Source organism: Actinophytocola sp. (assembly GCF_036402745.1).
GTDB lineage: Bacteria > Actinomycetota > Actinomycetes > Mycobacteriales > Pseudonocardiaceae > Actinophytocola.
In genome coordinates, this window is record NZ_DASWSJ010000078.1 from 84,594 (window position 1) to 102,587 (window position 17,994).

A 17,994-nucleotide genomic window follows, 5' to 3' on the forward strand; every position below is an offset into this window, starting at 1 on the left:
GGGCTCCTCAGCGCGTGCCGCGTTCGGTGTACGGACGCACCAGGTCCGCGTTGGACTCGTCGACGAAGCCAGGCCCGGTGAGCACCGACTGCCCGCCGCCCAGCGTGTTCCCGTTCTGCCGGTACAGCTTCAGCATCATGATCGGCAGGTAGCCCTGCTCGTACTGCTGCTGGTCCACGGCGAACAGGATGCGGCCGGCGCGGACGGCGTCGACCACGCCGGTGTTCAGGTCGAACGTGGCGATCTCGGCGTCCGAGCGCGCGCCCTGCGCGGCGGTGACCGCGCGGTCGGCGACCTGCGAGGACAGCGTCAGCACCCCGTCGACGTCCGGGTTGGTCTGCAGCGCGCCGCGGATCCGGGCTTCGATGTCGGTGGGGTTGCTGATGTCCACCTGGAGGTTCTCGACCTGGCCGCCGAAGCCGTCACGCGCGCCGTCGCAGCGCTCGTTCAGCCCGGAGTTGCCGGCCTCGTGGATCACGCAGAGCAGGTGTTTCTTGCCGGCCTGCTTGAACCGCTCGCCCGCGGCCCGGCCGGCGATCTTCTCGTCCTGGCCGACGTGGGCGATGGCGCCGAACTCCTTGCTGCGGGTGGCCCCGGAGTTGATCGTGACGACCGGGACGCCGGCCTTCACCGCGGCCTCGATGGACGACTTGAGCGCGTCCGGGTTGGCCATCGACACGACGATCCCGGTCTTGCCCTGGGCCACCGCGTTGTCGATGAGCTTGGCCTGCGCGCCGGGGTCGCCGTTGGACACGTAGGTGACCTTGACGCCGAGCTCGTGGCCGGCCGCCTCGGCGCCGTTCTTCACCACGCTCCAGAAGGCGTCGCCCTCGCTGCCGTGGGTGATCACCGCGAAGTCCAGCGGCGCGTTGGGGTCGAACACGCCGCCCCCGCCACCACCGCCGGGCGACGTGGTCTCGGACTCGGCGGTGGGCCCGGTGCACGCGGCGAGCACCATCGCGAGTGCCGCCAGTGCGGCGGCGAGGAGCGCGGGCGTTCGTCGCCCTCGGTCAGACATCGTTGTCTCTCCCGTCTAACGGCCGTGTCGTGTCCTCGGTGAGTGTCCTCGGTCTGTCCCCAGTCTGTCCTCAGCGGACGGAATCCAGGAAGGCCAGGCTGCGGGCGGTGGCCTGGCGCGGCAGCTGGTCGGCGCCGGTGTCGTCCGCGGGCAGCGCGGTGTCCTGCTCGAGGACGTACCAGCCGTGGTAGTCGTTGTCGCGCAGCAGCTTCAGCAACGCGGAGAGGTCGACGTCGCCGTCGCCGAGCGGCACGTAGATGCCCCGCGCGACGGCTTCGGTGTAGCTGATCCGGCCGTCCCGCACCTGGTCGGCGAGGTCGGCGCGGACGTCCTTGAGGTGCACGTGGCCGACCCGGTGCGGGTGCCGGCGGACGAGCTCGACGGGGTCGGTGCCGCCGATCAGCAGGTGTCCGGTGTCCACGCACAGCGGCAGGTCGGAGTCGGCGAGGAAGCGCTCAACCTCGGCGGACGTCTCGACCTGGGTGCCGACGTGCGGGTGCAGCACGGTCCGCAGGCCGCTGCGGACCGCGCGGTCGCGGATGAGGCCGGCGGTCTCGACGAGCGTGTGCCACTGCGCCGGGCTCAGCGGTGGGCGCTCGTCGTAGCCGTCCTGCCCGGTGGCCGCGGCGAGGACCAGGACGTCGGCGCCGGCCTCGGCGAGCAGCTCCGCCTGCGCCCCCGCCTGGTCCACTGTGGACTCCTGGTCGGCCTTGACGTGCAGCGCGATGGCGAGGAAGCCGCCGACGAGACCCAGGCCGTGCGCGCCGAGCAGTCGGCGCAGCTCCTCGGGCACGGTGGGCAGGTAACCGGGTGGGCCCAGCTCGGTCGCGGTGACGCCGAGTGACGCCATCTCGTCGAGCACCGTGGCCGGGTCGAGCATCCGGCCCCAGCCGGGCACCTCGCAGACGCCCCAGGAGATCGGGGCCGCGGCGATCCTCATGGTGGGCTCCCCCCGTCCAGGCGCACCGGGATGCCGGTGCGGCGTGACCGCTCGCATGCCTCGGCCAGACGCAGGCTGACCAGGCTGTCCCGGGCGGGCGACGGGTTGTCCGCGCGGCCGCCGAGGACGTCGACGAACACCTGCATCTCGTTGAGGTAGGCGCGCCGGAAGCGTTCGGGGAAGCCGGGGTACGCGTCGTGGTCGACGCGCGGTCCGTCCGGCTCGAGGGAGTTGAGCGGGGTGCGCGGGTCGAGCCCGACGGCGACGGAGTCCTTGCCGCCGAGCACCTCGATGCGGTGGTCGTAGCCGAGCGGGTCGTGCCGGCCGCCGGTGAGGACCGCGTGCGCGCCGCCCGCGAAGCGCAGGAGCACGACCGCGTTGTCGACGTCGTCGGCCTGCGCGAAGGCCGGGTCGACGAGGACCGAGCCGGACGCGTAGACCTCGGTGACCGGCTCGCCGACGAGCCACGGGACGGCGTCGAGGTCGTGGATGAGCAGGTCGCGGAAGATGCCGCCGGAGGTGGGCAGGTAGCCGAGGTCGGGCGGGTTGGCGTCGAAGCCGGTGGCACGGACGTGGTAGATCGGGCCGAGCTCGCCGGTGACGATCCTTCTGCGCAGCTCGATGACCGCCGGGTCGAACCGGCGCTGGAAGCCGACCAGGACGGGGATCCCGGCGGCCTCGATCTCCGCGACGAGCACGGTCATCTGGTGGAGGTCGGCGGCGATGGGCTTCTCGCACAGCGCGGGCCTGCCCGCGGCGAGGCAGCTGCGGACCATCGCGGGGTGGGTGTCGGTCGGGGTGGCGATGAGGACGCCGTCGGTCTCCTCGAGCAGCTCGGTGACGTCCTTGGCCGCGCGGGCCTTGTCGAGGCTCGTCGCGGCGTGGGTCGCGCGGCCGTCGACCGGGTCGTAGAGCAGCACCTCGTCGACCGTGCCCAGCGACGCGAGGTGCGCCGCGTGCATCGTCCCGATCCGGCCGACCCCGGCCACGCCGATGCGCATTCGGTCCCACTTCCCGATTAGAGCGCTCTAACGGCCCCATCCTGTAATGTCCGTCACACCCGTGTCAAGGAGTGCGACTGTGGGGCGACCGACGATCGAGGACGTGGCGGCGCGGGCCGGCGTGTCGCGGGCGCTGGTCTCGCTGGTCATGCGTGGTTCGCCGAAGGTGAGCGACCAGCGGCGGGCGGCCGTGCTGAAGGCGGCGGAGGAGCTGGGCTACTCGCCGCACGCGATGGCGCGGTCGCTCGCGAGCCGCACCTCGCACGTGCTCGGGGTGATGGTGTCGGACCTGCACAACCCGTTCTGGGCCGAGGTCGTCGACGGCGTGGACTCCTACGCCCGCTCGGCCGGCTTCGAGCTGGTGATCAACACCGGCGGCCGCCGGCCGACCCGCGAGCGCCAGGCGCTGACCGGCCTGCTGTCCTTCCGCCCGGCGGGCATCGCGTTGCTGGGCCCGGTCCTGCCGGCCGCCTCGATCGCCGCGGCCGCCGTCCACACGCCGGTGGTCCTGGTGTCCCGCTCCTCCCGCCAGCCCAGCGTGGACACGGTGAACGACGACGGCCAGGCGGGTTCGGGAATGGCGGTGGACCACCTGGTCTCGCTGGGCCACAAGGAGATCGCCCACATCGACGGCGGCGGCGGTTCCCAGGCGGCCCCGCGCCGGACCGGCTACCTCGCGGCGATGCGCCGCCACGGCCTGACCCCGCGGGTGGTCCGCGGCGAGTACACCGAGGCCGCGGGCACCCGCGCGATCCGCGACCTGCTGGCGTCGGCTCCCCCGACCGCCGTGATGGCCGCGAACGACCTCAACGCGGTGGGCGCGATCTCCGCCCTCGAGGCGGCCGGCCTGGCGGTGCCCGCCGACGTGTCGGTGGTCGGCTACGACAACACCTGGCTGGCCGCCCTGCGCCACGTGTCGCTGACCACGATCGACCAGCCCCGCGCGGAGATGGGCAGGCTGGCCGCGGAGGCCCTCGTCCAGCGGGTCCGCGGCGAGCGCAAGGACCCCGCCCGCCACCTGCTCCGCCCCCGCCTGGTCATCCGGGCGACGACGGACGCCCCGCGCTAGCCGATGTTCGCGGCGGCCATGCCGGCCCGACCAGCGCGTCGGGTGCGGCGGCACGGCGACTGGCACCCCGTCCGCGCGTGAACGCCGGTGCCGGCTTGCGGGCGCGGCGGTCGTTGTGGTCGTTGTGTTCACGAGCCGCCGCGGGGGCGCGTGAGCGACACTGGGTCCGTGGCGCACCGTGGCTCGTTGTCCGGCCGGCTGCCGGGCTGGCGGCTGCCGATCGGGGCGCTGCCGTGATCAGGGTGTTGGTGGTCGACGACGACTTCATGGTGGCGAAGGTCCACAGTGGTTACGTCGCGCGGACCTCCGGCTTCGAGGTGGTCGGCGTGGCCCACACGGGCGCGGACGCGCTACGGGCGGTGGACGACCTGCGCCCGGACCTGGTGCTGCTGGACATCTACCTGCCGGACATGGACGGCGTGTCGGTGCTCCGCGCGCTGCGGTCCACCCCGGGCCCGGACACGGACGTGATCGTGATCAGCGCGGCCACCGACGTGGACACGGTCCGCGCGGCGATGCGGGGTGGGGTGCTGCACTACTTGATCAAGCCGTTCTCGTACGCGGCGCTGTACGACCAGCTGCGCCACTTCGCGTCGTTGCATGCCCGGCTGGCCGAGCTGTCGGAGGCGGGCCAGTCCGATGTGGACCAGGTGTTCGGCGCCCGCCCGAGCGGCGCGTCCGCCCTGCCGAAGGGCTTGACGGCGGAGACATTACGACTCGTCGCGGCGGAGCTCCGCGCGTCCGACCCGGACCTGTCCGCGGCGGAGTGTGCGGCGCGGACCTCGCTGTCCCGGGTGAGCGCGCGCCGGTACCTGGAGCACTTCGTGACGACCGGCCAGGCGGAGGTCCGCCTCCGCTACGGCGGCACCGGCAGACCCGAACGCCGCTACTACTGGCTGTCCACCTGACCATTTGGCCCATCGGCCCAGCTCGAAGCCCGCCCGATCTTCGAAGCCCGCCCGATCGAGTGAACCTTGTCCGCATCGCCCCGACGACGAGCAGCCCCCACCCGCTCCGGGGGCACCCCTCACGTCCAGTCTACCCGGTATAAGGCCAGGTCAAAGGGTGCGCGCGGGGCTGTGGACAACTTCGGGTCGCGAGTGGAGAGTTCAGTCGTCGGGGCGGGCTCGGCGGCCTCGTTTGGTTTCGCTTCGGCGGCGTTTGTCGGCCAGGCGGCGTTCTCTGGAGCCTCGGGTGGGCTTGGTCGTCCGGCGGGCAGGTGGGGGCGGCTCGGCGGCGGCGCGCAGCAGCGCGGTCAGGCGCTCGCGGGCGGCGGCCCGGTTCTGCAGCTGGGCTCGGTGCTCGCTTGCCACGACGGTGAGCACGCCGTCCACCAGGCGTGACGACAGGCGCGCGAGCAGCCGGTCGCGGAGCCAGGGCGGCACGGACGGCGAGCCGGCAACGTCGAACGACAGCTCCACGCGGGAGTCCGTCGTGTTGACGCCCTGGCCGCCCGGGCCCGAGGACCGGGAGAAGCGCTCGCGCAGCTCGCCGGCCGGGATCACGAGCTGGCGGGTCACCTCGAGGTCGGGCACGGCAGTCACCCCACGTAGCGCAGGCCGGGTTCCACGACGATCCTCGACAGCACGTCGTCGCTCACGATCGGGGGGCCGGACGGCGGCTTGCCCACCGCGCGTTGCCGGTCGGACACGTTCGCCGCGATCGCGGTGACCGCGGTGCCGTCCGCGTGGATCGCGAACGCCATGCGCAGCTTCTCACCCGTGTCGTAGTTCGTGAAGCCCGCCACGATGACGCTCACACCGTCCAGAATGGACGCCTGGCAACCGGTGTAATGCGGCCGCACGTCCGAGCAGCCGGCGGCGACATCCGGGAAAGCGGCGACATCCGGGCTCGACCCGGGCAGCCGCCCCTCGACGGTCACGTACAGCGAGCCCTCCCGGCCGGACCCGATCAGGTCGGCCCGCAGCTCGTAGGCGGACCCGACCAGCGCGAACCGGGCAGAGGTCGGCTGCAACCCGGCCGGCAGCAGGTTCGCGGCCTTGAACGCCGCGGTCAGCGTCTGCGCCGAGACCGGCTCGGCCGAGGGCATCGACGGCGGGCTTTCCGTGGTGGTCAGCGCCGACGACGGCATCCCCGCGGACGGGGGCGGCGGGGTCGTGGTGACGGTCCGGCTCGCGGCCGGCGGCACGTTGTGGTCCGGCTCGTCGTCACCGACCAGGCCGGACACCAGCACCGCGGCAACGACCGCCACGACCACCCCGGCGACCGCGCCGCCCGCCTCGAGCCGCCGCCTGGCGCGGAGCTTGCGCCGACCCTGCCGGAAGACCTCGTCGCGGTCGATGCGCAGCGGAGGCTCGCCGACCAGGGCGCGGCCGAGCAGCGACTTGATGTCCTCGTCGTCCTGGGTCACGGCTCACCCGCCCCCAAGCCCTCGGGCGCCACGGTCAGCAGCCGGCGCAGTGACGCCAGCCCTTTGGCCGCCTGGCTCTTGATCGTCCCCTCGCTCTTGCCGAGCGCCACCGCGGTGTCCGCGACCGACAGGTCCTCCCAGTACCGCAGCACCACGACCGCGCGCTGGCCGGCCGGCAGCTGGGCCAGCGCCCGCCGCACGTCGACCGCGTCCTCGACCCCGGCACGTGGCGGCAGCTCGATCTCCGGCACGTCGCCGACCACGGCCTCCCGCCGCCGGTACGCCCGCCGGGACTCGTCGATGGCCGCCCGCACCATGATCTTGCGGGAGTACGCGTCGACGCTGCCGTCGCGCCGGATCCGGGACCACGCGACGTAGATCTTGGTCAGCGTGGTCTGCACGAGGTCCTCCGCCCGATGCCAGTCACCTCCACACAGCAGGTACGCGGTCCGCCGCATGACGACGGCGCGGCTCTCGAGGTACTCCCCGAACTCCGTATCGCGGTCGTGCACGAACCTGCGTTCCTCTCGTCCTCCCGTGGTACGGCGCGGGGGGCGCTCCGGTTGCCCTAGAACCGAGGATGATCGCCGATCAGCTCCGCGCGAGCGGCGTCGGGGTCGCCGAGCGGGCTGATCTCGCCGAGCACCCACGCCGGGACGTGCCGCGCGGTGAGCACGGCCAGCGCCCGGTCGACGTCCTCCGGCGCCACCACGGCCACCATCCCGACGCCCATGTTCAACGTGCGCTCCATCTCCACCCGCTCGACCCGCCCACGCTGCCCGATCAGCGAGAACACCGGCGCGGGCGTCCAGGTGCCCCGGTCGAGCGTGGCCCGCAGCCCCGGCGGGATGACCCGGGCGACGTTGGCCGCCATGCCGCCGCCGGTGACGTGGGCGAACGTGCGCACCTCGGCCTCGGCGGTGACCGCGAGGCAGTCCTTGGCGTAGATCCGGGTGGGCTCGAGCATCTCCTCGCCCAGCGTGCGGCCGAACTCCTCGACCTGGCCCTCGAGCGGCATCCGGCCGATCTCCAGCAGCACGTGCCGGGCCAGCGAGTAGCCGTTGGAGTGCAGCCCCGAGGACGCCATGCCGATGACGACGTCGCCCGGCCGCACCCGCTCCGGCCCCAGCACGGCGTCGGCCTCGACCACGCCGACACCGGTGGCGGACAGGTCGTAGGCGCCGTCGGCCATCAGGCCCGGGTGCTCGGCCGTCTCGCCGCCGAGCAGGGCACAGCCCGCCTGCACGCAGCCCTCCGAGATGCCCTTGACCAGCGCGGCGATCCGCTCGGGGACGACCGTGCCGACGGCGATGTAGTCCTGCAGGAACATTGGCTCGGCACCGCACACCACGAGGTCGTCGACGACCATGGCGACGAGGTCGATGCCGACCGTGTCGTGCACGTCGAGCGCCTGGGCGACCGCGATCTTGGTGCCGACGCCGTCGGTGGACGCGGCGAGGACGGGCTCCTTCCAGCGGTCGAGCCTGAGCTTGAACAGGCCGGCGAACCCGCCGATGCCGGCGAGCACCTCGGGTCGGACCGCCTTCTCGGCGAACGGCTTCAGCTGCTCAACCGCCTGCTCACCGGCCTCGATGCTCACCCCCGCGGCAGCGTAGGTCGCGTGCGGGGTGTTGCTGGTGTCGGTCATGGTTCCCGGTTCAGGGTCGCTGGAGTGCGTCCTCCGCACCATATCCGGCACGCACGACAGGAGCGGCAGAGCCCGCGACGCCCTTCTCCAGCCCCTCCAGCAGGTGCTTGCCGATGAGTGCCTCGTCCGGCAGCGCGATGGGGTACTTGCCGTCGAAGCAGGCCATGCACAGCCGGCTGCGCGGCTGCTCGCTGGCCGCGACGAGGCCGTCGAGCGAGACGTAGCCCAGCGTGTCCGCGCCGATCGAGCGGCGGATGCCGTCGAGGTCGAGGCCGTTGGCCACGAGCTCGGCGCGGGAGGCGAAGTCGATGCCGTAGAAGCACGGCCAGCGCACCGGCGGCGACGCGATCCGCACGTGCACCTCGACCGCGCCGGCCTCGCGAAGCATCCGGACCAGCGCGCGCTGGGTGTTGCCGCGCACGATCGAGTCGTCGACGACGACCAGCCGCTTGCCGCGGATGACGTCCTTGAGCGGGTTGAGCTTGAGCCGGATGCCGAGCTGGCGGATGGTCTGCGAGGGCTGGATGAACGTGCGACCGACGTAGGCGTTCTTGACCAGGCCCGACCCGTACGGGATCTCCGAGCCCTGCGCGTAGCCGATGGCGGCGGGTGTGCCGGACTCCGGCACGGGGATGACGAGGTCGGCCTCGGCGGGTGACTCGTGGGCGAGGCGGCGGCCGATGTCGACCCGGGTGGCGTGCACCGAGCGGCCGGCGATCGTGGTGTCCGGCCTGGCCAGGTAGACGTACTCGAACAGGCAGCCCTTGGGCTCGGGGTTGGCGAACCGGGACGAGCGCAGCCCGTTGTGGTCGATGGCCAGCAGCTCACCGGGCTCGACTTCGCGGACGAAGGTGGCGCCGACGATGTCGAGCGCGGCCGTCTCGCTGGCCACGACCCAGCCGCGTTCGAGCCGGCCGAGGACGAGCGGCCGCACGCCGTGCGGGTCGCGGGCGGCGTAGAGGGTGGTCTCGTCCGCGAACACCAGGCAGAACGCGCCCCGGACGTCGGGCAGCAGGTCGAGGGCGGCCTGCTCGATGCCGCGATCGGCGGCCGAGGCCGCGAGGAGCCCACAGAGCAGGTCGGAGTCGGTGGTGGCGCCGTTGTTGGTGCGGATGCCGGCCTCGCGGGCCCGCTCGCGCAGCTCGGCGGTGTTGACCAGGTTGCCGTTGTGCCCGAGGGACAACCCGCCGCCGACCGCGGTGTTGCGGAACGTCGGCTGGGCGTTCTCCCAGGTGGTGGACCCGGTGGTGGAGTACCGGCAGTGGCCGACCGCGATGTGGCCGTGCAGCGAGGACAGGGTCTGCTCGTCGAACACCTGGCTGACGAGCCCGAGGTCCTTGAAGACGACGATCTGCCGGCCGTCGGACACGGAGATGCCCGCGGCCTCCTGCCCACGATGCTGAAGCGCGTAGAGGCCGAAGTAGGTGAGCTTGGCGACTTCCTCGCCCTTGGCCCACACCCCGAAGACGCCACATTCCTCGCGGGGCTCGGGTTCCGGTTGGTCGTACATGTCGGCGTACTGGTCGGTGACCACCGAGAATGCTCCCCTGCGGACGGTGTCAGGTAACCCCCAGTGTAGGTGGAGTTTCCCCGGGGCAGCGCGACGCGCCCACGTGGCGGTCAGCTCATTCTCAGTGCGCGGAGCACGCTCTGATCACCCGTTCCGGTGAGCTGCATGCGGTTCCACAGCTGGTAGAGCAGGTTCGTGGTGCGGCCGTTCAGGTGAGCGTCGGCCGGCTCGTCCCGGGCGGCCGCCCGGACCTGGGGTGCCTCACCGGGGACCAACCGGACGAACCACCGCTCCGGACCGTCCGTACAGGACACGGTCGCGCTGCCCGCGGTGGTCGGCGGGGAGTCGAGCAGCAGCCGCGCGGCGAGGAGCGTGCCGAGCAGCTCGTCGATGGCGTCCGCGGCCTGCTCACGGTCGGTGGGCGCGAGGGTCCGCAGCGCGGCCTGGGCGTCCCACCGGCGCAGGTTCAGCTCGTGCGCGGCGCGCCGTTGCCACACCCACGCGAGGTCGGGTGCGGCGGGCGAGAACGTCCACACCGGACGGTTGCCCGGCGTTGTGGCGAGGACCTCGGCGGCCGCGGCGAGCTGCTCGTCGAGGAACGCGATCGGGTCGGCCGGCGGCTGGGCGGGCCCGGGCCGGAGCTGGACCATGCTGCCGCTGGTGAGGTAGCGGGAGACCTGGGCGAGGAACCGGCCGACGTGCACGGTCAGCTCGGTGAACGTCCATCCGGGACACGAGGGCACGTCCGCGTCGAGGTCGGCGCGGCCGACGGCGTCCCGGAACCTGGCCGCCTGCGCGGAGAACACCTCGATCCACCTGGGCGGCGTCAACACCGGCATGGGGCTCCTTCCGGTTCGTGCGCACTTGCACATAGTGCGCGGCAAAGCACCCTACGCAGCCGTTCCGTTGGGTAGCTTCGGTGCGCACCCCAGTATTGGAGGGCGATCGTGGCCGGTGGATTCCAGGTGGACCCCGCGACCCTGCGTGGCGCGTCCCGCGACGTCTACGCCGGATCGGACTCGGTCGGCGACGCGGCCGCACTGCTGTCGGTGGCCCAGCTCGTCCCCGCCGCGCTGGGCGAGGTTCCCGCGGCCGACGAGCTGGCCAGGGCGTTCGCGACGTTCGTCGGCGAGCACGGCGACGACCTGCGGCACGGCTCGGTGTGGGTCGACGACGCGGCCGACGGGCTGGTGTCGAGCGCGGAGGACTACGAGCGGCGCGACGACACCGCGGCCACCGATCTCACCGCGGCGGGCCCGGCATGATCGACCCCGAGGTTCTCTACGGGCAGCTGGCCAGCGGTGACGCGGGTCGGATCGCCACCGCGGGCGAGCCGATCTCTGCCGCGATGTCGGCGCTGACCAGGGCACGGTCGTCGATGGACGCCGGCGGCTCGACGGCCGCGTCGGGCTGGCAGGGCGCGGCGGCCGACAGCTTCGCCGCCCGGTCCGCCCTGTCGGGCTCCGCGACGTCGGCCGCGTACGCGCGGCTGGAGCAGGCCGCCGGCGTGGTCGACGCGGCGGCGGGCGCGTACCGGACGATGCGCGGCGCGGCGGACAACGCGATCGAGGCGTGGCGCGCGCGTCCGTCCGGCCTGGACAACGCGGCGCTGTCGGCGCTGGCCTCGCGGGTCAACAACGCGCTGACCACGGTCCGCGACGGGTACGAGCAGACGTTGCGTGCCTACGCCGGGTCGCTGGCCGGGCTGCGCCCCGCGTTCGCGGAGACCGCGGGTGGGGACGCGGCGTGGCCGCGGACCACGCCGCAAGCGGGGTTGACGGTGCCGCGGCCGGGGTCGGACCCGCGGGCGGTGGCCGCGTGGTGGGCGGGGCTGTCGGAGACCGAGCGCGACCAGCTCCTCGCGATGCGGTTCGACTCGCTCGGGCAGCTGCGCGGGTTGCCGGCCGAGGTGCTGGACGACGCGAACCAGCGGCGGATCGAGGTCGACCAGGCGCGGTTCGGGGCCACGAGGGCGGACCTGGACGCGCAGATCACCCAGCGGGCCGACGCGTTGGGGTTGGACCCGGCCGACGAGGGCTCGTTGCGGGCGGACCCGTCGCTGGCGGACCTGCTGGACCAGCGCCAGGGTGTGAACCGGCAGCTGGACAACGCGGCGGCGGCCGGCGCGCGGGTGACCGACGCCCGCGCGCTTGCGGCCGGCATCCCCGACGACGTGTACGTGCTGGCCTACGACCCGGTCGGGCCGGGCGCGCAGGACGGTCTGCTCGCGGTCGCGTTCGGCAATCCCGACCTCGCGGACAACCTCGCGGTCACCGTGCCGGGCGTGGGGACGACGTTGGGCAACGGGTTCCCGAACGGGCAGGCCGCGGAGCTGCGCGCGTCGATGGACGCGGCGGCCCCGTCCTCGCGCAACGCGACGATCGCGTGGCTGGGCTACGACGCGCCGGCATGGGACCTGAACGTGACCTCACCGGACAACGGCCGCGCCGGCGGCGTTTCTCTGGTGTCCGATGTGGACGGTTACCGGGCGGCCGCCGAGGCGGCGGGTCACGATCCGCACGTGACGGCGCTGGGGCACAGCTACGGCAGCCTCGCCGTCGGGTACGCCGCCATGGGCGGCCTGGCGGCGGACGACATCGCGTTCCTGGGCTCGCCGGGCGTCGGTGCGTCCAGTGTGGACCAGCTGTCGCCGGGCGCCGGGCACGTGTGGGCAGGCGCGACCGAGCACGACCCGATCGTGCAGGGAACGAGCGGCGACTGGTTCACCGAGGACGGCTCGTCGACGACGCCGTACGACGACGCGTTCGGCGCGAACCAGTTCGGCGCGGCGTCGCAGGAGAACCTGGCGGGGGCGCACAGTGCCTACTACGCGGACGGTTCGGAGTCGCTGCGGAACCTGGGCAACATCGCGACGGGGAACTACGCGGAGGTGACGCAGCCGCGCTGGCAGGACTCGCCGCTGCCGCCGTCGCTGCCCGGCTCGGACCTGCCGGTGGTGGGCCCGGTGATCGACGGGGTCGCGAACGTGGGCGTGCAGACGGTGGACATCATCGAGGACGTGAGCGGCGGCCTGTGGAACGCGGGCGCCGACGCGGTGTCCGGCAACTGGGACGCGGCGTGGGACGAGCTCCGCGACACAGGCGCGGAACTGCTGAACGACGCGGGCGACGTGATCGTCGGAACGACAGGCGACCTGGTGGAGGGCGGCCGAGACCTGGTGGAAGCGGGCCGCTCCCTGTACGACAACACGCTGGGCCGCCTGTTCTGACCCCGCGTGGCCGCCGGCCCCCCGGATTCCAGCGTACCGACGAGGCCCGACAGTTCCGATCGCGAGAACCGCCCCCTGTGGACACCCCATGCCGCCCCGAACAAACCCCGCGCGCGCGCACGCGCGTGCAGAACGCAAGAAACGCAAGCCCCCACCCACTCCGGGGGCACCCCTCAGTGCCAGTCTATCGGTTCGTGCCGACAATCCAGGGTGCGCAAGGGTTTCTGTGGACAACTCGGGCCATTGTGGACAACTGGGAGCGGCGTCGGCTCAGAGGCGGAGCAGCGGGAGGTACTGCGTCAGGTCCGCTCTGTTGCCGCTCGCGGTGATCTTGCCTGCGGTCACCGCGTCGTGCCACGACAGCTGGCCGGTGGCCAGGTCCAGCCACGTGCGGGGGTCCATCTCCACCACGTTCGGGGGCGTGCCCCGGGTGTGGCGGGGGCCTTCGATGCACTGCACCGCCGCGAAGGGAGGCACCCGGACCTCCACGCTGCGGCCGGGAGCGACCTGCGCCAGGGTCCGCAGGCTCAGCCGGACGGCCGCCGCCAGTGCCGGGCGCGGGGGTTGGTCCGCCGCGCCGGTGAGCCAGGGGTGGACGGCGAGCACGGCGGCACGAAGTTCATGCGGGTCAACGGGTCTCGTGCTCAGGAGCCGGCCTCGCGGACGATCTCGCCGAGCATCTCCTCGACGTAGTGGGTGAGGTTGCGGGCGTCGGCGGGCGAGATGGTGGTCCACAGGGTGCCGTCCTGCGCGGGGCGGCGGATCTGCACGTAACGGCCGTCCTCGGTGTCGAAGAAGGACACCACGCGCTCGGCTCTTCGGCGCCGGCCGAACTTGTCGCGGGCCGCGGCGCCGAAATTGCCCATGCCGGACACGTCCTTGATCATCTCCGCCAGCGCGAGGGCGTCGTCCTGGCGGAGGCCGTGGGAGAGCAGCTCCTTCTGGAAGCCCTCGCGGGTGCCGCCGGCCGCGTTGGCCGCGGACTCGAAGTCCTCGGTACGCAACGTGACCGAGTGGCCCGGGCCGGCCTGCGCGGTGGGCAGCGCGGCCAGCGCGGCGGCCGGCAACCCGGTGGCCGACGCGCGGCGCAACGTCACCTGGCCGTCGCTCAGCTCGGCGACGGCCGCGAGCTCGTCGGTGGCCGCGGCAAGCGCCCGGACGTTGCGGCCCGCGTACGCCCGCGCGTCCACCTCGCGGTCCGGCTTGGCCAGCAGCGTCAGAATGTCCTCGATGTCCGGGTGTACCTCGACCGGCCGGCCGAGACCGCGCCCCTCGAGGTCGGCCCACGCCCGCTGCTCGAGCTGCGCCCGCTCCTCGGACGTCTTGCCGGGCGACGGCACCTTGACCACCAGCGGCAGCTGGCCGAGCCGGAGATGCTCCCACAGCACATCGAACTCGAGTGCCGACAGGATGATCGGTTCGGTCTCCCGCTCGCCGATCGAGAACGTGCTGGTCACACAGCCAACCTTACTCAGAGAAACCGGGGCGGGATGCCGCGTGCGCGACACCCCGCCCCGACTCAGGACCAACTACTGCTGCGGTGTCGACTCACCGATCACCGTGGGAGCCACCCGCCGCTCATCACCGAACACGTCGTCGGTCTCCAGCAGGTAGTCCGGCGCGAAGTGCTCGTCGTCGTCCTCGCCCTCCGCACGCCGGCCGCCGCCGCCCATGGCGCCCGACGAGCCGCCCCGGCCACCGGCCGCACCAGCGGCACCCGGGCCGCTGCGGACCACGCCGTTCTCCCCGGGCACGCCGGCCATGCCGCCGCGACCGAGCTGCGAGGCCGCCCGCGAGCCGTCCGGCTCGATGGCACCGGCACCGCCGAGACCGCCGCTGCCCGGCAGGCCGCCACGCAGCGGCACGCCCTTGCGAGCGATGTCGCCGGCGTTGCCGGGGCCGTTCGGGCCACCGGTGAGCGGACCGCGGTTGCCGCCGTTGGGCAGGTTGGGGTTGCCGCCGTTGTTGAACGTGGGCAGCAGCGTGTTGTTCGACCAGCCCGGGTTGTTCGGGTTGAACGGCGGCTGGTTGATGCCGGGACCGGGCTGGCCGGGCGGGCCACCGAGCGGCGGGCCGGGAGGCAGCACGCCGGAAGGCGTGGTGATGGCAGGCGGGGCCGACACCTGGCCACCCGTGGGCAACTGGCCGGCCGGCACGTGCGTGCCACCGCCGGTCGGTGTGAGGCTGCCGCCGCCGGAGCCGCCGCCCGTCGGGACGGTGTAGCCGTGCGTCGTGGTGGTCTGGGTGCTTCCGTGCCCGACGGTGGTGACGTGCGAGTTCGTCGGCTGGACGTGACCGGTGGTGCCACCCTGCGGGGGCGGGGTGGACACGACGACGTCCGGCGGCGCGACGAACGTGCCGAGCGTGTCGCGGTTCCAGGTGCTGCTGCTCTCGTAGGTCTGCATGGTCTCGACCGCGCGCTGCTGGGCCTCGCTCTGCGTGGCCTCCTGCGCCTCGTGGTCGGCGGCCTGCGAGGCGACCTGGATCGCGGGCCCGGGGTTGCCGGTGAGCACGGCGGCGCCGGCGGCCACCTTGTCCCACGCGGACGGCGCCGGGGTGGTCACGGAGACCGGCTCGGGCATCTTGTTCCGCGCGTCGGAGATGTAGCCGGCCTGGTTCTCCGAGGAGATCCGCATGACGGTCGAGCCGGTCTCGGCGTCGCCGGCCCACGCGGCGAGCGGGGTGAGGCCCGACTGCGCGCTCTCCGCTGCCTGGCCCTCCCAGGACGCGCCCAGGTTCGTCAGCTTGGTGTTGAGCGCCTCGTCGACCCGGCTGAGCTCGTCGGTGAGGCTCGTCCAGTAGGCCGTCTGCGGCTCGGAAGCGGCCGACCCCGGGCCGCTGTTGATCATGTCGTAGAGCTCAGGGTGCTCGAAGCCCCGCCATCGGTAACCCATGGAGATCAATCCCTTGAACGCGGACGGATGATCGGCCTAGTCGTACTTGCCCCAGCGGGCGGTGTTCGTCCCCTCGATCGCGAGGTAGTCGGCGTGGGCGGACTCCAGCGACTCGATCGCGTTGCGAAGCTGCTCCTGGTAGCCGGTGAGGCATGCCATGGCCGAGTCGGCTCCGCCGCCGTTGGTGCGCTCGGTGAACTGCATCGCCGTCTCGCCGCTGACCGGGTCCCCCGCCCAGTCGCGGACCGGCAGGCCGCCGAGCTCCTGGACCTTGCGCGACACCCGGTCGTGCGCCTCCCGGAATGCCGACAGCGCGTCGGGAATGGCGGCTGGCTCGATGCTCAGGCGCTGAGTGCCCGTGAAGGTGGGACCCGCAGGGGCGGCCCCGGAACCACCGTCCTGTAGATACACGGTTCGTCTCCCTCAGTCTGTGCAATTGCGACGACTGTATCTCCGATGCGGCGAGCCGTGGAGTGGTTCCCACAAGCAACCGTCCAACATCGAAAAGTTTCCTCTGAGACGCTGCCGGGCCGCGACCATGACGTCAGCCGAGGGCGGCGATTGTCGCGGTGGCGATGGTGGGGAGGGTCTGGCAGAGCTTGTTCTGCGGGGTGACCGGCTGTTCCGTCGGGCTGCCGAGGCCGTAGGAGATGAAGACGAACTGGCCGTCGTGCACGTCGAGGACGCCGAAGCAGTTGGCCGGTTGCCGCGGCTTGAGCACCGACAGCGGGAAGCCGGCCGCCACGGCGGTGCTCACCTCGGCGTTGGCGGTCTCGACGAAGGACGTGGCGCCCTCGTCGGTGACCGCGATGAGCGTGAGCGACATGTTCTTCTGGATGCCGCCGGCGAAGCAGTCCTTCGCGCCGGGGAAGAGGCTCGAGTCGCCGCCGACCGGCGGGCGGTCGCCGTCGAGGCCGTAGTCGCGCACCGGGAGCTTGGCGACGACCTTGCAGATGTCGACGGCGGTGAGGTCGATCTCCTTGGGCCGGTGGACGGGCGCTCCGGTCGTTGTGGTTGTTTCCTCCGGTTGGCCAGTCGTCGTTGCCGGGGTGGTGGTCGTCGTCGGGTCGCCGGCCGTCGGCTGTCCCGGCTCGGCCGTCGAGCAGCCGGCGACGAGGAGGAGCGACGCGAGCGCGATCCGCAGGGTCCGCATGCCTGGCAACCTACCGATTGGGCCGATCGGACCTACGATGTGGAGTCATGCCGGACCAGTTGACGCCGCCCGAGATCACCCCGGAGATGCGGGCGAGCGCGCAGGCGAACCCGAACACGTGGCTCTACGTCATCGACCCGGCCTTGGACGCGGACGCGGATGTCCCGCCCTGGGGCGTCGTCGGGGCGTACCCGGTGAACGCCGACGGCGAGATCGACGCGACGTTCGTGCGCAACACCGCCTACCGCCCGTCGCCGACCGCGCTGCGGATGCCCGAGCCGGCGAGCGACCTGGAGCGGACGCTGCAGCTGATCCGGTCCGGGCACGTGGAGCAGTCGACGCTGCCGGCCGCGGTGCTGCGGGCGTCGCTGCTGCTGTACGCGGCGTCGCCGGCGGACCGCTCGGTGACCGGCTTCCCCGCCCGCCAGGGGACGGTGATGGTGCCGGCGTGCACGTCGGTGGCCCACGTCCCGACCGCGTGGCCGGGCTGGCGCGAGGTCTCGGGCCGCGACCTGGTCCCCTTGCTGCACGGCCACCCGCTGGTGATCAACCCAGCGGGCCCGATCACGGCGATGATCCCGGCCACCCACCTCGCGGCAGCGCGCTGAACCTTCCACTCGCGGCCCGAAGTTGTCCACAGGCCCGCGCATACCCTTTGACCTGGCCTTATACCGGGTAGACTGGACGTGAGGGGTGCCCCCGGAGCGGGTGGGGGCTGCTCGTAGTCGGGGCGGGGCTGCTCGTCGTCGGGGCGGCGGGGACAAAAAGTTCACCCGATCGGGTTCGGGCTCCTGGCGGCGGCCGCGACGGTGGTTCGCGGGGGTGGTGCGCGGAATCGGCTCAGCGACGCACGACCAGCAGGGACGCGGCCAGGCGGCGTGGTCGGGTCAGGTGAGCCAGTGGGCGATTTCTTCCGGCGGGCCAGGTTTCGCGTACAGCCAGCCCTGGGCCGAGTCGCAGCCGATGGCTTGTAGGCGGTCGGCCTGGTCGCGGGTCTCGACGCCCTCCGCGATCACGTCAAGCTTCAGGCTGTGGGCCAGCGACACCAGCGCGGTCACGATCTGGGCGTCCACCGAGTCCGGCTCGTCCGCGCGCAGGCCCTCGACGAACGAGCCCGCGATCTTCAGCGCGTGCACCGGCAGATGCCGCAGGTACGCGAGG

The 17,994-nt window shown here is 72.8% G+C and carries 20 protein-coding genes; 5 read left to right on the forward strand and 15 right to left on the reverse strand.

Annotated features, from left to right (window positions below):
* Positions 1 to 7: 7 nt before the first annotated feature.
* From VGD70_RS07765 to VGD70_RS07775, 3 genes are all read right to left on the reverse strand, one after another.
* The gene (locus VGD70_RS07765; protein WP_331079578.1) at positions 8 to 1,018 is read right to left on the reverse strand and encodes a sugar ABC transporter substrate-binding protein; all 1,011 of its coding nucleotides are present in this window, start codon (positions 1,016 to 1,018) and stop codon (positions 8 to 10) included.
* A gap of 70 nt (positions 1,019 to 1,088) precedes the next feature.
* Positions 1,089 to 1,958 carry a TIM barrel protein gene (locus VGD70_RS07770; protein ID WP_331079580.1) on the reverse strand — a complete coding sequence of 290 codons (870 nt, stop codon included), beginning with the start codon at positions 1,956 to 1,958 and terminating at the stop codon, positions 1,089 to 1,091.
* The gene (locus VGD70_RS07775) at positions 1,955 to 2,959 is read right to left on the reverse strand and encodes a Gfo/Idh/MocA family protein (protein ID WP_331079582.1); all 1,005 of its coding nucleotides are present in this window, start codon (positions 2,957 to 2,959) and stop codon (positions 1,955 to 1,957) included. The genes VGD70_RS07770 and VGD70_RS07775 overlap by 4 nt, the downstream gene beginning before the upstream one ends.
* 79 nt (positions 2,960 to 3,038) lie before the next feature.
* Between VGD70_RS07775 and VGD70_RS07780 the strand changes: the two genes are divergently transcribed.
* Together VGD70_RS07780 and VGD70_RS07785 are read left to right on the forward strand one after the other, a co-directional pair.
* Positions 3,039 to 4,028, forward strand: coding sequence for a LacI family DNA-binding transcriptional regulator (locus tag VGD70_RS07780; RefSeq protein WP_331079584.1), 990 nt, complete (start codon positions 3,039 to 3,041; stop codon positions 4,026 to 4,028).
* Positions 4,029 to 4,261: 233 nt separating this feature from the next.
* The gene (locus tag VGD70_RS07785; protein WP_331079586.1) at positions 4,262 to 4,936 is read left to right on the forward strand and encodes a response regulator; all 675 of its coding nucleotides are present in this window, start codon (positions 4,262 to 4,264) and stop codon (positions 4,934 to 4,936) included.
* 201 nt (positions 4,937 to 5,137) lie between these two features.
* Here the strand turns inward: VGD70_RS07785 and arfB are convergent, their stop codons facing one another.
* From arfB to VGD70_RS07815, 6 genes are all read right to left on the reverse strand, one after another.
* On the reverse strand, positions 5,138 to 5,563 hold the full coding sequence (gene arfB, locus VGD70_RS07790; protein WP_331079588.1) for an alternative ribosome rescue aminoacyl-tRNA hydrolase ArfB: 426 nt from the start codon (positions 5,561 to 5,563) through the stop codon (positions 5,138 to 5,140).
* A gap of 5 nt (positions 5,564 to 5,568) precedes the next feature.
* Complete coding sequence (locus tag VGD70_RS07795; RefSeq protein ID WP_331079589.1) at positions 5,569 to 6,399, reverse strand: hypothetical protein; 831 nt, start codon at positions 6,397 to 6,399, stop codon at positions 5,569 to 5,571.
* Positions 6,396 to 6,911: a SigE family RNA polymerase sigma factor gene (locus VGD70_RS07800; RefSeq protein ID WP_331079590.1), complete on the reverse strand. Its 516-nt coding sequence runs from the start codon at positions 6,909 to 6,911 to the stop codon at positions 6,396 to 6,398. Before VGD70_RS07800 ends, VGD70_RS07795 begins: the two co-directional genes overlap by 4 nt.
* 56 nt (positions 6,912 to 6,967) lie before the next feature.
* Positions 6,968 to 8,047: a phosphoribosylformylglycinamidine cyclo-ligase gene (gene purM / locus VGD70_RS07805; RefSeq protein WP_331079592.1), complete on the reverse strand. Its 1,080-nt coding sequence runs from the start codon at positions 8,045 to 8,047 to the stop codon at positions 6,968 to 6,970.
* Positions 8,048 to 8,057: 10 nt separating this feature from the next.
* Positions 8,058 to 9,557 (reverse strand): amidophosphoribosyltransferase, encoded by a 1,500-nt coding sequence (gene purF / locus VGD70_RS07810; protein ID WP_331079616.1) that lies wholly within the window; start codon positions 9,555 to 9,557, stop codon positions 8,058 to 8,060.
* 110 nt (positions 9,558 to 9,667) lie between these two features.
* The gene (locus VGD70_RS07815) at positions 9,668 to 10,396 is read right to left on the reverse strand and encodes a maleylpyruvate isomerase N-terminal domain-containing protein (RefSeq protein WP_331079593.1); all 729 of its coding nucleotides are present in this window, start codon (positions 10,394 to 10,396) and stop codon (positions 9,668 to 9,670) included.
* 108 nt (positions 10,397 to 10,504) lie between these two features.
* Here VGD70_RS07815 and VGD70_RS07820 point away from each other — a divergent pair, with 108 nt between their 5' ends.
* Together VGD70_RS07820 and VGD70_RS07825 are read left to right on the forward strand one after the other, a co-directional pair.
* Positions 10,505 to 10,822 (forward strand): hypothetical protein, encoded by a 318-nt coding sequence (locus tag VGD70_RS07820; protein WP_331079595.1) that lies wholly within the window; start codon positions 10,505 to 10,507, stop codon positions 10,820 to 10,822.
* The gene (locus VGD70_RS07825; protein WP_331079597.1) at positions 10,819 to 12,786 is read left to right on the forward strand and encodes an alpha/beta hydrolase; all 1,968 of its coding nucleotides are present in this window, start codon (positions 10,819 to 10,821) and stop codon (positions 12,784 to 12,786) included. Before VGD70_RS07820 ends, VGD70_RS07825 begins: the two co-directional genes overlap by 4 nt.
* A 270-nt stretch (positions 12,787 to 13,056) precedes the next feature.
* Here VGD70_RS07825 and VGD70_RS07830 read toward each other — a convergent pair whose 3' ends face one another.
* The 5 genes from VGD70_RS07830 to VGD70_RS07850 all read right to left on the reverse strand — a co-directional run bounded on the left by VGD70_RS07830 (position 13,057) and on the right by VGD70_RS07850 (position 16,833).
* A complete protein-coding gene (locus VGD70_RS07830) occupies positions 13,057 to 13,434 on the reverse strand; it encodes a sterol carrier family protein (RefSeq protein WP_414637909.1) in 378 nt (125 codons plus the stop codon).
* On the reverse strand, positions 13,431 to 14,243 hold the full coding sequence (locus tag VGD70_RS07835; RefSeq protein WP_331079601.1) for an ESX secretion-associated protein EspG: 813 nt from the start codon (positions 14,241 to 14,243) through the stop codon (positions 13,431 to 13,433). The genes VGD70_RS07830 and VGD70_RS07835 overlap by 4 nt, the downstream gene beginning before the upstream one ends.
* A 72-nt stretch (positions 14,244 to 14,315) precedes the next feature.
* Positions 14,316 to 15,680, reverse strand: coding sequence for a hypothetical protein (locus VGD70_RS07840; RefSeq protein WP_331079603.1), 1,365 nt, complete (start codon positions 15,678 to 15,680; stop codon positions 14,316 to 14,318).
* Between the two features lie 36 nt (positions 15,681 to 15,716).
* Entirely contained in the window at positions 15,717 to 16,091 is a 375-nt protein-coding gene (locus VGD70_RS07845; protein ID WP_331079605.1) for a hypothetical protein, read from the reverse strand.
* 133 nt (positions 16,092 to 16,224) lie between these two features.
* Positions 16,225 to 16,833 (reverse strand): DUF3558 family protein, encoded by a 609-nt coding sequence (locus VGD70_RS07850; protein ID WP_331079607.1) that lies wholly within the window; start codon positions 16,831 to 16,833, stop codon positions 16,225 to 16,227.
* A gap of 47 nt (positions 16,834 to 16,880) precedes the next feature.
* Between VGD70_RS07850 and VGD70_RS07855 the strand changes: the two genes are divergently transcribed.
* Positions 16,881 to 17,441, forward strand: a complete 561-nt coding sequence (locus VGD70_RS07855; RefSeq protein WP_331079609.1) for a type VII secretion system-associated protein — start codon at positions 16,881 to 16,883, stop codon at positions 17,439 to 17,441.
* Positions 17,442 to 17,720: 279 nt separating this feature from the next.
* Here the strand turns inward: VGD70_RS07855 and VGD70_RS07860 are convergent.
* A partial coding sequence (locus VGD70_RS07860) for an EAL domain-containing protein (RefSeq protein ID WP_331079611.1) occupies positions 17,721 to 17,994 on the reverse strand: 274 nt, incomplete at its 5' end.